Raw genomic sequence first — 14,696 nt, 5'->3', positions numbered from 1 at the left:
GCATCAGGGCACGTAACCGGGAATGGCCGCCTCGTCGATGGCGTCGATCTGTTCGGGATGCATGTGCTGCCGGGCAAACGCCAGGTACACCTTGCTGCGAATAAAGACATCGAACAGATCGGGATCGATATGGCCGTTCAGGCTGAAGTGGCCCAGGATGCGCAGCGACTCGGACAGCGACTTGCCCTTTTTATAGGGACGGTCGCGCGCCGTCAGCGCCTCGAAAATATCGGCGATCGCCATCAGCCGCGCCGGCACCGACATCTGCTCGCGCGTCAACCCGCGCGGATAGCCGTTGCCGTCCATGCGTTCATGGTGGCCGCCCGCGTATTCCGGCACCTTTTGCAAATGCTTGGGCCACGGCAATGCTTCGAGCATGCGGATCGACACCGCAATATGGTTGTTGATGATCTTGCGCTCGGCATCGGTCAGGGTGCCGAAACGGATCGTCAGATTCTCCAGCTCATTGGCGTCAAGGAAATCGCGCTCGACACCGTCGGGGCCAGTCCAGCGCCGCGCCGCGATCGTGCGTACCCGTTCCTGGTCGGCCGGCGACATGCCTTCGCCGCCGATATTGGCATGGCGTAAGAAGTCGCGCTCTTCGCGCAGCACCATTTGCTGCTGGTGCAATGCTTGCGCGATCTCCGGCTGGCGTTCGGGAGCGGCCAGTTGTTCTCTTAATGCGGCAATTTCCACGTCGCGCAGCAGTACTTCGAAGCGCGTGTCGACCAGGTGAATGCGGTCATGGATGGTTTCCAGCTTGGTGGCCTTGTCGACCACGTGCACCGGGGTGGTGATCTTGCCGCAATCGTGCAAGAGGCCAGCGAGCCACAGCTGCTTGCGTTCGTTCTCGCTCAGCTTGAAATCGGCCATCGGCCCCGTATCGACCGCATGCACGGCGTCGGCCAGCATCATGGTCAGTTGCGGCACGAACTGGCAATGGCGGCCCGTGTACGGCGACTTTTCATCGATGCCGATATTGATCAGGTTGACCAACGATTCCAGCAACTGTTCCAGCTGGCGCAGCAGCAATTGATTGGTCAGCGCCACCGCCGCCTGCGCCGCCAGCGCCTCGATAAAGCGCTGGTCGGTGGCGGAAAACGCCTGCACCGCGCCGGTCGCGCGATCCTGGGCATTGATCAATTGCAGCACGCCGATCAGCTCACCTTCATGATCGCTCATCGGCACCGTCAGGAAGGACGTGGAACGGTAGCCATAATGGCCGTCAAAGGCGCGCATGCCCGAGAAATTGAAATCGCCCGACTGGTACACATCGTCGATATTGACCGACACGCGGCGATGCGCGGCATACGCCGCCACCGATGCCAGGTTGGGCGCGCCGTCTTCCAGCCACAGCGCCACGCCCGGCACGCCGACCGCCACGCCGGCGCTGGCGCCCTGGCGCAGCCCCAGGCTGTCGTTGATACTGATATGAAATTCCAGGCTGTGCCCATCGGCGCTGGGACGGTACAAGGTGCCGCCGTCGGCGCCCGTCATGTCCTTGGCGACCAGCACGATGCGTTCGAGCAGGGGCGTGATATCGCCGCCGTGCAGCATGCCTGCCGCCGCGCCACGGCCCAGTTCGACGCTCAGTTCAGTCAGCTGGTCGAGCCGCTGGGCGATTTGCTCGGGGTGCAGCTGGAGCATGATGGAGGACTGGGGAAGTGGCAACAACCGCAAGTGTACCGTTGCCAGCTGCCGGCTGTACATTACAAAAAGGCAACAACTGAAAAAAGATTTCCGAAACACAACAACTATTAAAAATGCCGTTTCTTGCCCGACAATTAGAATAGAATCAACAATCGTTACACTATAACAAGGCAGCGATGAAATTCACCTTCAGGGGCGTGCGCGGTTCGATCCCCTCGCCCGGCCCGCACACGGTGCGCTACGGCGGCAACACGACCTGCATCGAAGTACGCACGGCCAGCGGCGCCCTGCTGGTACTCGATGGCGGCAGCGGCATCTTTGCCCTGGCCGGCGCACTGCCGCCAGGACCCGCCACGGCCCACATCCTGATCACCCACAGCCACTGGGATCATATTCACGGCCTGCCCATGTTCGCCCCGCTGTTCATCCGCGGCAGCCGCGTGCGCCTGTATGGCGCGGCGGACGCGGCCGGCAATGGCATCGAACACGTGATGGCCACGCAGCTGCAGAACAATTACTTTCCCGTCAGCGAAGCGGCCATGGCGGCCGAGATCGACTACCGCACCCTGGCCGTCGGCGAGCGCGCGGACGTGGCCGACGCAGTGGTGACGAATGCCAGAATGAACCACCCGGTGATCAACCTCGGCTACCGCATCGAGTCCGGCGGCGCCTCGCTGTTTTTCAGCGGCGACCATGAACCGTTCGACAATCCGCATGCCAGCGGCTCGCCCGCCCATGCGGCCTGCCAGTCCATGATCGCGCAGCGCCAGGCCGCCATCGACCAGACCATTGCCGGCGTCGATGCGCTGATCATGGACTGCTCGTACACGCGCGACGAATACGAAGCCAAGCGCGGCTGGGGCCACGGCACCTTCGACGGCGCGTTTGAACTGGCCCTGCGCTGCGGCGCCAAACGGCTGTATTGCACCCACCATGAACCGGGCCGCAGCGACGATCAATTGGAAGCGGCTTTTACCGACGTGATGGCGCGCTTTGCCGGGCGGCTGGGGGCGTTGCAGGTGTTCCTGGCGGCCGAGGGTATGACCGTAGAGCTGGGCTAAAAGCCTATCCCAGTAGGGAGCGTCTTCTGCTGGCAGTTCATCAGGAGTGCGGACAAGGCGTGAGGAGGACGCGTGGCGAGCCACGCGACGACGATCAACGCAGTCCCCGCTTCTGAGGGGCGCCAGCAGGGGATGTATTCATCTACTGGGACAGGCTCTAAGGCCTGGGTATGTTGGGTAGCGAACGGTGAAGCCGGCGCAAGCGCAGCATGATGACTGCTTGTTTATTCAAGGAGAGTGCCATGACCCAGCAAAGCGAAAAAGCGCGCGAACAGCAGCAGCGCGAGGATCAGCAAGCCCAGCATGAAGCGAACAAGAGCCGCCAGCAGGCCGAGCAGGACAAGGGTGCGATCCGTCAGAATGACGGCCTGAAACCGCACCAGGGTGGCGACAAGGGTCCGCGCGGCCAGTAATTCTGACCACCGGACAGATAAAAAAAGGGAGCCTGGAAGGCTCCCTTTTCAATCGTGACGGTACGTCATCACATGATATGGTGGCCAATCCACCAGGCGACCGCGGCGACAAACGCCGAAGCGGGAATCGTGAAGATCCAGGCCCAGACGATGTTGCCCGCGACACCCCAGCGCACGGCCGACATCTTTTGTGCCGAACCGACGCCGACGATGGCGCCCGTGATGGTGTGCGTGGTCGACACGGGAATGCCCAGCGCCGTCGAGACGAACAGGGTGATGGCACCGCCCGTTTCGGCGCAGAAGCCGCCGACGGGTTTCAACTTGGTGATCTTCTGGCCCATGGTCTTGACGATGCGCCAGCCGCCGAACAGCGTACCGAAGCTGATGGCCGTGTAGCACGAGATGATGACCCACAGCGGTGGCATGGCGTCGGCCGCGTTCGAGTAGCCGGCGGCGATCAAGAGCATCCAGATGATACCGATGGTCTTTTGCGCATCATTGCCGCCGTGACCCAGGCTGTAGGCGGCCGCCGATGCCAGTTGCAGCCGGCGGAACCATTTATCGACCTTGCGCGGCGTCGAGCGCACGAAGATCCACGACACCATCAGCATCATGATCGAGCCGAATACAAAGCCCAGCACGGGTGCGATGACGATGAAGGCGACGGTTTTCCACAGGCCGGCCGCGACCAGCGCGCCCGTGCCGGACTTGGCGACGGCGGCGCCCACCAGGCCGCCGATCAGGGCGTGCGAGGACGACGATGGAATGCCGTAGTACCAGGTAAACAGATTCCAGAAGATGGCGCCCATCAGCGCGCCGAAGATCACGTACTGGTCGATCACCGTCGGGTCAATGGTTCCTTTTCCCACCGTGGCGGCCACGGTCAGCTGGTGGAACACGAAGATGGCGACGAAGTTGAAGGTGGCGGCCATGGCAACCGCGGTCTGCGGTTTCAATACGCCCGTCGAGACCACCGTGGCGATCGCGTTGGCGGCATCGTGGAAGCCGTTCATGAAGTCAAACAGCAGCGCGAGGACGATCAACATGCCTAGCACGTAGATGCTGATTTGTATGGTCATTGTAGTTTCTTTTCTGATTCTGGTTCAGGACAGCCCAACGCTTACGCGTTCTCGACGATGATGCCTTCGATAATATTGGACACATCTTCGCAACGGTCGGTCACGGTTTCCAGAATTTCGTAGATCGCTTTCAGCTTGATCAGGTTGCGCACGTCCGGTTCGTCGCGGAACAGTTTGGACATGGCGGCGCGCATCACGTGGTCGGCGTCCGATTCCAGGCGGTCGATCTCTTCGCAGATGGCGACGATCTTGCGCGAGTTGTCCATGTTGTGCAGCATGGCGACGGCGTCGCGCACTTTTTCGGTACAGGCCAGCACCAGTTCGGCCAGGCGCTTGGCTTCCGGCGTGACGGCTTTCAGGTCGTACAGCGAGACGGTTTGCGCCGCATCTTCCAGCAGGTCGAGGATGTCGTCCTGGCGCGTGATCAGCTGATGGATGTCGTCGCGGTCGATCGGCGTGATGAAGGTCTTGTGCAGCATTTCCACGGTGGCGTAGGTGACTTTGTCCGCCTGTTTCTCGATGCTTTCGATCGCATGCACGCGGTTTTCCAGGTCATCGAAATTGGTCATCAGGCCGAGCATTTCTTTAGCGCCCTTGACGCACAGTTCCGCGTGCTGGTTAAACAATTCAAAAAACTTGCCCTCAGTGGGCATCAAGCGTCCAAACATGTCATTCTCCGTTAAGCATTGAGTCGTGTTATTTACTACAGAAAGCCGCCCCGTATGAGGGGGCGGCCAATGGAATATCAGTGCTGCTGAGTCTTAGTCGCCTTGGTAAAGCGCCAGGCCACCACTGTAATTGCCAAATTTGGTGTACTGCCCCATGAAGGTGAGGCGGATGCTGCCGATCGGACCGTTACGTTGTTTACCGATGATGATTTCGGCCGTTCCCTTGTCCGGCGAGTCGGGGTTATACACCTCGTCACGGTAAATGAACAGGATCACGTCGGCATCCTGTTCAATAGCGCCCGATTCGCGCAAGTCCGACATCACGGGACGCTTGTTCGGCCGCTGTTCCAGCGAGCGGTTCAGCTGCGACAACGCGATCACGGGGCAACCGAGTTCTTTCGCCAGGCCTTTCAAGCCCCGTGAAATCTCGGAAATCTCCGTGGCGCGGTTATCGCCCGGGCTATTGGCCGACATCAGCTGCAAGTAATCGACGATGATCAGGCCGAGCTTGCCGCATTGACGCGACAAACGGCGCGAGCGGGCGCGCAATTCGATCGAATTCAAGGCCGGCGTTTCATCGATGTACAACTGGGCGTCGTTCATCTTTTGAATCGCATTCGTCAGGCGTGGCCAGTCTTCGTCGTTCAGACGGCCCGTGCGCAGACGGTGCTGGTCGAGCTGGCCGACGGAACCGAGCATACGCATGGCCAGCTGGGCGCCGCCCATCTCCATCGAAAACACGGCCACGGGCAAGCCGCTGTCGATGGCCACGTTTTCGCCGATGTTGACGGAAAACGCCGTCTTGCCCATCGAAGGACGGCCCGCCACGATCACCAGATCGCCCGGCTGCAGACCGGAGGTCATGCGGTCGAGGTCGATGAAACCGGTGGGCACGCCCGTGATTTCACTCTGGTTGTCGCGGCTGTACAGCTCGTCGATGCGTTCGACCACCTGCGTCAGCAGGGGCTGGATGGCGGTCCAGCCCTGGGCGCCGCGCGCGCCTTCTTCGGCGATGGCGAAAATCTTCGATTCGGCCTCGTCAAGCATCTGCTTGACTTCCTTGCCTTGCGGGCTGAAGGCCGTGCCGGAGATATCGTCGGCGACGGTGATGAGTTTGCGCAGCACGCCGCGGTCGCGCACGATCTCGGCATAACGCCGGATGTTCGCGGCCGATGGCGTGTTTTGCGCCATGGCGTTCAGGTAAGCGAGTCCGCCCACATCATCGGCCTTGCCGAGCTGGGTCAGGGTTTCAAAAACAGTAATGACATCGGCCGGCCTGGAGCCGTTAATCATCTTGACGATTTGCTCGAAGATGATGCGATGGTCATAGCGATAGAAATCCTCCGCATGCATGAAGTCGGCGATGCGGTCATATGCTGCATTGTCGCGCAACAGACCACCGATAACGGATTGTTCTGCTTCGATCGAATGCGGCGGAATACGGAGGGAATCCAGTTGCGGATCAGAGGGGGCGTTCATGGCGCGAATTATACCCGCTTCGGCGTGCTGGCAAAAATAAAGGGCTGAAATTGAGCGAAAAAAAGGCCACAAAAAAGCCGGGCGAACCCGGCTTTTCATCGTGCGGCAATGCTTGCGGGCCAGGCCCGCAGACAATTACGCGTTCGCGTCTGGTACGACAGCGATAACAACTTCCACGACCACGTCGGTGTGCAGAGCAACCGAAACGTTGTGTTCGCCAACGATCTTCAGCGGGCCGGTAGGCATGCGGATTTGTGCTTTTTCAACAGCAAAACCTTGCTTGGTCAGCGCTTCAGCGATGTCGAAGTTGGTGACGGAACCGAACAGACGGCCATCAACACCAGCTTTTTGAGCAACTTGAACGGTCAGGCCGCTCAGTTTTTCGCCCTGGGCTTGCGATGCGGCCAGTTTGGCGGCAGCAGCTTTTTCCAGTTCGGCGCGCTTGACTTCGAATTCAGCCACAGCGGTTGCCGTGGCACGACGTGCCAGGCGTTGCGGGATCAGGAAGTTACGTGCGTAACCGTCTTTGACTTTGACGACTTCGCCGAGGTTACCGACATTAACAACTTTTTCTAACAGAATGATTTGCATAGTTCTTCTCCAGGAATATCTGACCGATTAAGCGTGGTGCAGATCGGTGTATGGCAGCAGCGCGAGGAAGCGAGCGCGCTTGATTGCGGTGTCGACTTGGCGCTGGTAGTGCGCTTTGGTACCGGTCAGGCGTGCTGGCATGATCTTGCCGTTTTCTTGGACGAAGTCTTTCAGCGTGTCGACGTCTTTGTAGTCGACTTGCTCAACGTGAGCTGCGGTGAAGCGGCAGAACTTCTTGCGTTTGAACAACGGGTTTTGCTGTTTGCGTTTTTCTTTAAGCTTGAGCTTATTTTTGTCGAACTTTTTACCGAATGCCATGTCAGGCTCCTGTATCTAAAATGCGCTAGTCAGAATTGACTGCACTAAAATCAATGATGTGAAACACCAAACTCTTGCTGTTGCGGCTCTTCCTGGCCAGGAAACCCGTGAACTGATATACCCCGCCCAAGCTTGCCTGGCTGAACCTGCCTGAAATTTCGCCAGCGGCTAGCGCGGCAACATCAAACTCGGTCAAACGGGCAATTCCTGCTTCCATCTGCTGCGAACTGTGTTGCAATACTGCATTCACAATCGGCAACCCTGCCGGGGTGTAGCGCAATATTTCGCGCTCGGCAATGATGGCGGTTACTTGTAGCTGGTTCAGCGCACGATCCTGGTCAAGAATTAAGCTGCTGCTGCGGCAGGAGCGGCTGCTGGTGCTTCGGTGCGGTGGCTTTTGGCCGCGTCTTCGCGTTGTACCGATTTCATCATCGGCGAAGGAGCTGTTTCAGCTTTCTTCATTTTAACGGTCAGGTGACGCAACACGGCATCATTGAATTTGAATGCTGTTTCCAACTCGACCAGGGTCTCGTTGTCGCATTCGATGTTCAGGCAGATGTAGTGTGCTTTAGGCAGCTTTTGGATCGAGTAAGCCATTTGACGGCGGCCCCAATCTTCCACGCGGTGAACCGAACCGCCGCGGGTGGTTACGCTGGCTTTGTAGCGTTCGATCATCGCGGGCACTTGCTCGCTTTGGTCCGGATGGACGATAAAGACTATTTCATAATGACGCATGCAAACTCCTTCAGGTCGGATTGATAATCGCCCACCCCGGCGTCAAGACGGGTGTGGGAAGGTCAGCCGAAGATTATAACCGCCTTTTGCAAACGTTTCAATCATTCCTTCAACAAGCGGCCCGCGCACGGGGCAGGCCAGGCGTTTTTTCCTGCCCATTCCAGTATTTCGCACGAAATTCGCGCAAATCACCGAAATCCCCTTGCATAGTGGGCGATACTGTACAAAAATACAGACTGTTCATATAGACAGCATTTTAGTATGCACCCACCGCTCATGATCAAGCTGACAGCACGACAAGAACAAATCCTGAACCTGATCAAGGACGCGATTGAAAACACGGGTTTTCCTCCCACCCGTGCCGAAATCGCCAATGAACTGGGTTTCAAATCGGCCAATGCGGCCGAAGAGCATTTGCAGGCCCTGGCCCGCAAGGGCGCGATCGAGATTTCGCCCGGCACCTCGCGCGGCATCCGCCTGATCGGTGCGGCCGCCGAAGCAGCGCCATCGAAGGTGCCGGCAGCGCTGCTGATGTCGCTGCCCCTGATCGGCCGGGTGGCCGCAGGCTCGCCCATCCTGGCACAGGAAAACCTGGAAGCGAGCTACAACGTGGACCCGGCCCTGTTTTCGGCCAAGCCCGACTTCCTGCTGAAGGTGCGCGGCTGGTCCATGCGCGACGCCGGCATCATGGATGGCGACTTGTTGGCCGTCAAGAAGGTCGACAGCGCCAAGAACGGCCAGATCGTCGTGGCCCGCATCGGCGACGAAGTCACCGTCAAGCGCTACAAAAAAACAGGTTCCGTCATCGAACTGCTGCCGGAAAACCCCGACTTCAAGGTGATTACCGTGTCGCCGGAAGATGAGTTCGCCCTGGAAGGGCTGGCGGTCGGCTTGATGCGCAGCTGGCATTAAATCACTGCGCTGAAAGAAAGGGCCGCGACAGCACGACTGTCGCGGCCCTTTTCACATGGCGCGCGGCCGCTTATGCGTCCAATGCGTTGCTGAAATCCTCGAGCAGATCGGCCTCGTCCTCGATACCCACCGACACACGGATCAGCGATTCGGCAATGCCCATGCTGGCCCGGCGCTCGGCACCCATCTCATAAAAGATCGTGTGGGCGACGGGGATGACCAGGGTGCGCGTGTCACCGAGGTTGCTCGCTGGAATAGCCAGATTGAGGCGATTGAGGAAATCGAAGCAATCGATGCCATCGTTTAATTCAAAGCTGAACAGCGAGCCATAGCTGCGGAACAAGTCCGTCGCCAGCGCGTGCTGCGGGTGCGACGCCAAGCCCGGGTAATGCACGGCCGCCACGCGCGGGTCGGCGGCCAGCATGCTGGCCAGCGCCAGGGCGTTCGAGCAGGTGCGGTCCATGCGCAAGGCCATGGTTTCCGCGCCGACGGCGATATGGTGCGCCGCTTCCGGGCCCAGCGATGCGCCGAAATCGCGCAAGGCCTTGGCGCGGATTTGCGCGATGCCCCACTGCGCTGGCGCCGCCTTTTTATAATTCTCAAAAATGTTCGGGTACTGCGTCCAGTCGAACACGCCCGTGTCCGTCAAGCTGCCGCCCAGCGCATTGCCGTGGCCGCCGATCGATTTCGTCAGCGCATTGACCACCAGGCCCGCGCCCACCGCTTTCGGGCGGAACAGGTAAGGCGTCGTCATGGTGTTGTCGACGATGTACAAAATGCCGCGTTCCTTGCACAAGGCGCCGATCTTTGCCAGGTCGGCGATCTGCGTGCGTGGATTGGCGATGGTTTCCACGAACACAATCCGCGTTTGCGGCGTGATGGCGGCCGCCACGTTGGCCACCTCGGTGGCGTCGACAAACGACACGGCGATGCCCTGCCCCGTCACCGTTTGCCACAGGCTGTTGGTATTGCCAAACAAAAAGGCCGACGACACCACATGGTCGCCCGCGCGCAGCAGCGACTGCACCACGGCGCCGATGGCGCCCATGCCGGTCGCGAAACACAAGGTGGCCACACCATCTTCCATCTTGTTGACCTTGTCTTCCAGCGCGGACACGGTCGGGTTGCCCTGGCGGCCGTAGCGGAAACCGGGCTCCTTGCCCTGGAACACGGAAGCGAGCTGGCGCGCGTCGCTGTAGCCGAAGGCGACGGAGGTGTGCACAGGCTTGTGCAGCGAGCCGTGCTCGATCCCCTTGCGGCGGTCGTTATGCAGGATGGTGGTGGTAAAGCCGTAGTTTTTTTTATCGTTCATGATCGCGGAGAAAAAAAAGCCCGGCATCGGCCGGGCAAGTTACTTATGCTTCTGTCGTTGCCAGGTTCAGGTTCAGCTGGGAACGCGGCGTATCTTCCGGCGCTGCCGCCTTCGGATGGTGGCGCGCATATTCCAGGCGGTCCAGATACTCCTGCGACACGTCGCCCGTCACGTACACGCCATCGAAGCACGAAGCCTCGAAGTTCGTCAGTGCCGGATTGACGTCGGCAATCGCCTGCTTCAACGCGCCGATATCCTGGTACACCAGGTAATCGGCCGTGATTTCGCGGCACACTTCTTCCGTCGTGCGGCCATAGGCGATCAGCTCATCGCGCGTCGGCATATCGATGCCGTACACGTTCGGGTAAATCACCGGTGGCGCGGCCGAGGCGAAGATGACTTTCGTCGCGCCCGCTTCGCGTGCCATCTGCACGATTTCACGGCTGGTGGTGCCGCGCACGATGGAGTCGTCGACCAGCAACACGACTTTATCCTTGAATTCGGACGGGATCGCGTTGAGCTTCTGGCGCACGGATTTCTTGCGCGCCGCCTGGCCCGGCATGATGAAGGTACGGCCGATGTAGCGGTTCTTGATGAAGCCTTCGCGGTATTCCAGGTTCAGCGCCAGTGCCAGCTGAATGGCGGCCGGACGAGAGGAATCGGGAATCGGCATGACCACGTCGATATGCACGTCCGGCAATTCGGCACGGATCTTTTCAGCCAGGTATTCACCCATTTTCAGGCGCGTGGCGTACACCGAGGCGCCGTCGATGACGGAGTCGGGACGGGCCAGGTAGACGAATTCGAAGACGCACGGATTCAGGCTGGCATTGTCGGCGCACTGAGCGCTGTGCAATTTCTTGTCGGCATCGATGAAGACGGCTTCGCCGGGACCGATGTCGCGCACGAAGCGGAAGCCCATGCCTTCCAGGGCCACGGATTCGGAGGCGATCAGGTATTCGGGGCCTTGCTCCGTTTCATTGATGCCCAGGCACAGCGGACGGATGCCGTGCGGGTCGCGGAAGGCCAGCAAGCCCACGCCGGCGATTTGCGCCACGGCGGCGTAGCCGCCCTTGACGCGGCGGTTCAGCACGGTGATGGCCTTGAAGATGGCTTCCGGGTCCAGGTTCAGGCCCGTTGTCGCTTCCTGGATTTCATGCGCCAGCACGTTGAGCAGCACTTCCGAATCGGAATCGGTATTGATGTGGCGGCGGTCGTTCTTGAACATTTCCTGTTTCAACTGTTCCCAGTTAGTCAGGTTGCCATTGTGCGCCAGGGTGATGCCGAACGGCGCATTCACATAAAACGGTTGTGCTTCCTCTTCGCTCGACGAACCGGCCGTCGGGTAGCGGCAATGGCCGATGCCCGTCGTGCCTTGCAGCGAACGCATGTTGCGCGTACGGAAGACGTCACGCACGAGGCCATTGGCTTTGTGCATGGAAAACATACTGCTGTGATTGGTCGCAATCCCTGCCGCGTCCTGACCGCGATGTTGCAAGAGCAACAATGCATCATAGAGCAATTGATTGACAGGTTGATGGGAAACGACGCCGACGATGCCACACATGGTGTGCTCCTAAACTGTGCTACTGATTTTAAAAAAAATTCAAAATTTCACATGCTGCGCGTAAGCGGCTGGCAGATAAGGCTTGATGGCGCGCGCGCCCTGCTCCGCGAACGGGCTGAGCAACGCGTTTTTCCAGAATGACTGCTGCGGTATGGACGTCATGCCGCACAAGATGACGGCGGTCAGCACGATCACAAGGCCCCGCGCCACGCCGAACAGGCTGCCCAGGGTGCGGTCGGCCAGGCTCAGGCCCGTCACCTTGACCAGCGCGTCGACCGTCATGGAGAGCAATCCCATCAAAATGCGCACGCCGATGAACAGCACCACGAAGGCCAGCAACAGGCGGACGGCTTCGCCCGGCACGGCTTCGGGCAGGAATTTCGCCAGGGTGGCGCCATACGCGTTGGCAATGACGAACGCCACGATCCAGCTGACCAATGACAGTATTTCCTTGACCAGGCCACGCATCATGCTGATCAGCACGGACGTCACCAGCACGAACAGCACCAGGTAATCGAAGATCGTCACGCGCGTTCAGCCTTGCAACATCACGCCGGCACCAGCGAACCGCCCAGGCCCAGCTTCTGCAGCTTGGCGCGGGTCTTTTCGGCGTCCTCGCGGCTGCCGAACGGGCCCACGCGCACGCGGATGCGCTCGCCTGCCGGGCTGGAGACTTTCTGCGTATAGGACTTGATGCCCGCTTCGCGCAGCTTGTCCTGCAATTCATCGACCTTGTCCTGCGTCGCCAGGGCCGCCACCTGCACCACGAACTTGCCGCTGCCGGCATCGTGCGCCTTGTCTTGTGCTTTCTCTTGCGGCTTGTCGAGTGGCTTGCCTTCCAGAATCGCCATGGCGCGCGCGGCATCGTCGGCCGATTGCGCCGGCTTGGCAGGCTTCGGTTCAGGCTTGGCTTCCGGTTTTACCTCATGCTTGGGTTCCGGCTTCGATTCCAGCTTGACCTCGTGCTTCGGTTCCGGCTTGGCTTCGTGTTTCGGCTCAGGCTTCGGCTCCACCTTGACCGGCTTGGGTTCAGGCTTGGGCTCGGGTTTCGCTTCCACATAGGCCGGCTTGGCAGGCGCAGGCTGGACGGCGGCCAGCACGGGTGCCGGTACCGCTGCTGGTGCCGGCGCGGGCCTGGCCGCAGGCGGCAGGGGCGCGTCGATGATTTCCTCGGACTGGTCCAGGCCATTGTGCGCTGCCCCCTGAGCGGGCACGGCCGGCACGGGTGCCGGTGCAGGCGCAGCGGCCTTTTCCTTCGATGGAATGTCGATGGCGATATCGTTGAAAGGCGCTTTCGGCTCGGAATCGAGCAGCATCGGCAAGCCGACAGCCACACCCAGGGCCAGGGCGATGGCACCGACCAGGCGGCGGCGGGCGCGCTTTTTTTCAGGCAAGACCGGGTCCGGCGCTTCCTTCCCGCCACGGCGTGAACCGCCGCCACCGGAGGTGTTGGCGGCGCGTTTGCGGGTCGGCGACTGTGCTTCGCCAGGGACATAAAAGCCGCTGTCTTCGCCAGAGGATTCTTGCTTGTTTTTAAACAGTTTCGAGAACAAGCCCATGCGTGATTTTCAGTCGAGTGCGTTTCAGTGAAGTGAGGATTTTCGGGCCTTCATCACGCCGGCGACGGTGAGGAAAGAACCAAAGACCACAATTCTATCATTCTCACCGGCCCGGCTCATTGCATTTGCAAAAGCTTGTGCCGGATCATCGAAAATAGACACAGTATGCTCGCTGCTGTCAGGCTTATCTTCCAGCATGATCTGCACCTTGGCCGCCAGCTCGGAAGCCGTGGCCGCGCGCGGCGACGGCAGGCCCGCCAGGCACCAGTGGTCGACATGTTCGCTCATCGCGGCCAGCACGCCATCGATATCCTTGTCGTGCATGGAGCCGAACACGGCATAGGTGTATGGGTGAAAACCCATGTTGCCCAGGTTCTGGTTCAGCGCCGCGGCCGCGTGGGGGTTGTGTGCCACGTCGAGGATCACGCTGGGGCGGCCCGGCAAGACCTGGAAGCGGCCAGGCAACTCCACCGTCACGAGGCCCGTGCGCACTTCCTGCGCGCCCACGGGCAGTTTCAGCCTCAGCACTTCCAGCGCGGCCAGCACGGCCGTCGCATTCAGGATCTGGTTGGCGCCGCGCAAGCTCGGGTAGGCCAGCGAATTGCGGCGCTGCTCGCGCCCGCCGTAGTTCCACTGCTGCTTGTCGCCCGAATAGTTGAAATCACGGCCCATCAGCCACAGGTCGGCGCCGATGGCGGTCGCATGGTCGATCAGCGACTGCGGCGGCACGGGGTCGCTGCAGATGGCCGCCTTGCCTGGACGGAAGATGCCGGCCTTTTCAAAGCCGATCGCTTCGCGCGTGTCGCCCAGGTAATCCGTATGGTCGATGTCGACGCTGGTGACGATGGCCACATCGGCGTCGATCACATTGACGGCATCGAGGCGCCCGCCCAGGCCCACTTCCAGGATGGCCACGTCCAAGTTGGCTTGCGACAGCAGATGCAGGATGGCCAGGGTGGTGAATTCGAAATACGTCAGCGGCGTGTCACCGCGCACGGCTTCGACGGCATTGAAGCTGGCAACGAGCTGTTCGTCGCTGGCCATCTCGCCCAGCACGCGCGCGCGCTCGTTAAAGTCGAGAAAGTGCGGCTTGATGTACAGCCCCACTTTGTAGCCGGCACGCAACAGCACCGATTCCAGCATGGCACAGGTCGACCCCTTGCCATTCGTGCCCGCCACCATGATCACGGGGCAAGTAAACGCCAGTTGCATGCGCGCCTTGACGGCTTGCACGCGGTCCAGTCCCATGTTGATCTGGGTTTCCGAATGACGGGTTTCCAGCATGGCGAGCCAGTCTGGCAATGACGTAGGGAGGTTTTGCATGGGAGACTTCTTGAAGGATGCGATGCGCA

General features: G+C 60.3%; 16 protein-coding genes. 3 read left to right on the top strand and 13 right to left on the bottom strand.

What is annotated here, in order from left to right; all coding sequences use genetic code 11:
* Positions 1 to 3 precede the first annotated feature (3 nt).
* Positions 4 to 1,647 carry an HD domain-containing phosphohydrolase gene (locus ACP7DW_RS13625; protein WP_426055518.1) on the bottom strand — a complete coding sequence of 548 codons (1,644 nt, stop codon included), beginning with the start codon at positions 1,645 to 1,647 and terminating at the stop codon, positions 4 to 6.
* Between the two features lie 179 nt (positions 1,648 to 1,826).
* On the opposite strand from ACP7DW_RS13625, the gene ACP7DW_RS13620 reads away from it, so the two are divergent.
* A complete protein-coding gene (locus ACP7DW_RS13620) occupies positions 1,827 to 2,711 on the top strand; it encodes an MBL fold metallo-hydrolase (protein WP_426055519.1) in 885 nt (294 codons plus the stop codon).
* Between the two features lie 242 nt (positions 2,712 to 2,953).
* The gene (locus tag ACP7DW_RS13615; RefSeq protein ID WP_165829518.1) at positions 2,954 to 3,124 is read left to right on the top strand and encodes a hypothetical protein; all 171 of its coding nucleotides are present in this window, start codon (positions 2,954 to 2,956) and stop codon (positions 3,122 to 3,124) included.
* Between the two features lie 68 nt (positions 3,125 to 3,192).
* On the opposite strand, the gene ACP7DW_RS13610 is transcribed toward ACP7DW_RS13615, so the two are convergent.
* From ACP7DW_RS13610 to rpsF, 7 genes are all read right to left on the bottom strand, one after another.
* Positions 3,193 to 4,203, bottom strand: coding sequence for an inorganic phosphate transporter (locus ACP7DW_RS13610; protein WP_298401638.1), 1,011 nt, complete (start codon positions 4,201 to 4,203; stop codon positions 3,193 to 3,195).
* A 41-nt stretch (positions 4,204 to 4,244) separates the two neighbouring features.
* Positions 4,245 to 4,871, bottom strand: a complete 627-nt coding sequence (locus ACP7DW_RS13605; RefSeq protein ID WP_010400015.1) for a DUF47 domain-containing protein — start codon at positions 4,869 to 4,871, stop codon at positions 4,245 to 4,247.
* 93 nt (positions 4,872 to 4,964) lie between these two features.
* Entirely contained in the window at positions 4,965 to 6,350 is a 1,386-nt protein-coding gene (locus ACP7DW_RS13600) for a replicative DNA helicase (protein WP_071076107.1), read from the bottom strand.
* A gap of 135 nt (positions 6,351 to 6,485) precedes the next feature.
* Positions 6,486 to 6,941: a 50S ribosomal protein L9 gene (gene rplI / locus ACP7DW_RS13595; RefSeq protein WP_034783456.1), complete on the bottom strand. Its 456-nt coding sequence runs from the start codon at positions 6,939 to 6,941 to the stop codon at positions 6,486 to 6,488.
* A gap of 27 nt (positions 6,942 to 6,968) precedes the next feature.
* Positions 6,969 to 7,259 (bottom strand): 30S ribosomal protein S18, encoded by a 291-nt coding sequence (gene rpsR / locus ACP7DW_RS13590; RefSeq protein WP_010400024.1) that lies wholly within the window; start codon positions 7,257 to 7,259, stop codon positions 6,969 to 6,971.
* A 25-nt stretch (positions 7,260 to 7,284) separates the two neighbouring features.
* Positions 7,285 to 7,584: a primosomal replication protein N gene (gene priB / locus ACP7DW_RS13585; protein WP_034783455.1), complete on the bottom strand. Its 300-nt coding sequence runs from the start codon at positions 7,582 to 7,584 to the stop codon at positions 7,285 to 7,287.
* A 20-nt stretch (positions 7,585 to 7,604) separates the two neighbouring features.
* A complete protein-coding gene (rpsF, locus tag ACP7DW_RS13580; protein ID WP_034750499.1) occupies positions 7,605 to 7,994 on the bottom strand; it encodes a 30S ribosomal protein S6 in 390 nt (129 codons plus the stop codon).
* 276 nt (positions 7,995 to 8,270) lie between these two features.
* On the opposite strand from rpsF, the gene lexA reads away from it, so the two are divergent.
* Positions 8,271 to 8,906, top strand: coding sequence for a transcriptional repressor LexA (gene lexA / locus ACP7DW_RS13575; RefSeq protein WP_035821024.1), 636 nt, complete (start codon positions 8,271 to 8,273; stop codon positions 8,904 to 8,906).
* Between the two features lie 70 nt (positions 8,907 to 8,976).
* Here the strand turns inward: lexA and ACP7DW_RS13570 are convergent, their stop codons facing one another.
* Genes ACP7DW_RS13570 through folC form a run of 5 tightly spaced genes read right to left on the bottom strand, consistent with a single transcriptional unit; the run spans position 8,977 to position 14,667 of the window.
* Positions 8,977 to 10,218 carry a cystathionine gamma-synthase family protein gene (locus ACP7DW_RS13570; RefSeq protein ID WP_426055520.1) on the bottom strand — a complete coding sequence of 414 codons (1,242 nt, stop codon included), beginning with the start codon at positions 10,216 to 10,218 and terminating at the stop codon, positions 8,977 to 8,979.
* 43 nt (positions 10,219 to 10,261) lie between these two features.
* Positions 10,262 to 11,785: an amidophosphoribosyltransferase gene (gene purF, locus ACP7DW_RS13565; protein WP_071076105.1), complete on the bottom strand. Its 1,524-nt coding sequence runs from the start codon at positions 11,783 to 11,785 to the stop codon at positions 10,262 to 10,264.
* Between the two features lie 39 nt (positions 11,786 to 11,824).
* Positions 11,825 to 12,313 carry a CvpA family protein gene (locus ACP7DW_RS13560; RefSeq protein ID WP_071076104.1) on the bottom strand — a complete coding sequence of 163 codons (489 nt, stop codon included), beginning with the start codon at positions 12,311 to 12,313 and terminating at the stop codon, positions 11,825 to 11,827.
* A gap of 20 nt (positions 12,314 to 12,333) precedes the next feature.
* Positions 12,334 to 13,344 (bottom strand): SPOR domain-containing protein, encoded by a 1,011-nt coding sequence (locus ACP7DW_RS13555; protein ID WP_426055521.1) that lies wholly within the window; start codon positions 13,342 to 13,344, stop codon positions 12,334 to 12,336.
* 24 nt (positions 13,345 to 13,368) lie between these two features.
* The gene (folC, locus tag ACP7DW_RS13550) at positions 13,369 to 14,667 is read right to left on the bottom strand and encodes a bifunctional tetrahydrofolate synthase/dihydrofolate synthase (RefSeq protein ID WP_426055522.1); all 1,299 of its coding nucleotides are present in this window, start codon (positions 14,665 to 14,667) and stop codon (positions 13,369 to 13,371) included.
* Between the last annotated feature and the right edge of the window lie 29 nt (positions 14,668 to 14,696).

This window comes from Janthinobacterium sp. PSRC1-1, assembly GCF_049897525.1.
GTDB classification, from domain to species: Bacteria; Pseudomonadota; Gammaproteobacteria; order Burkholderiales; family Burkholderiaceae_D; genus Janthinobacterium; species Janthinobacterium tructae.
This window is presented reverse-complemented; position numbering and strand designations above follow the sequence as displayed.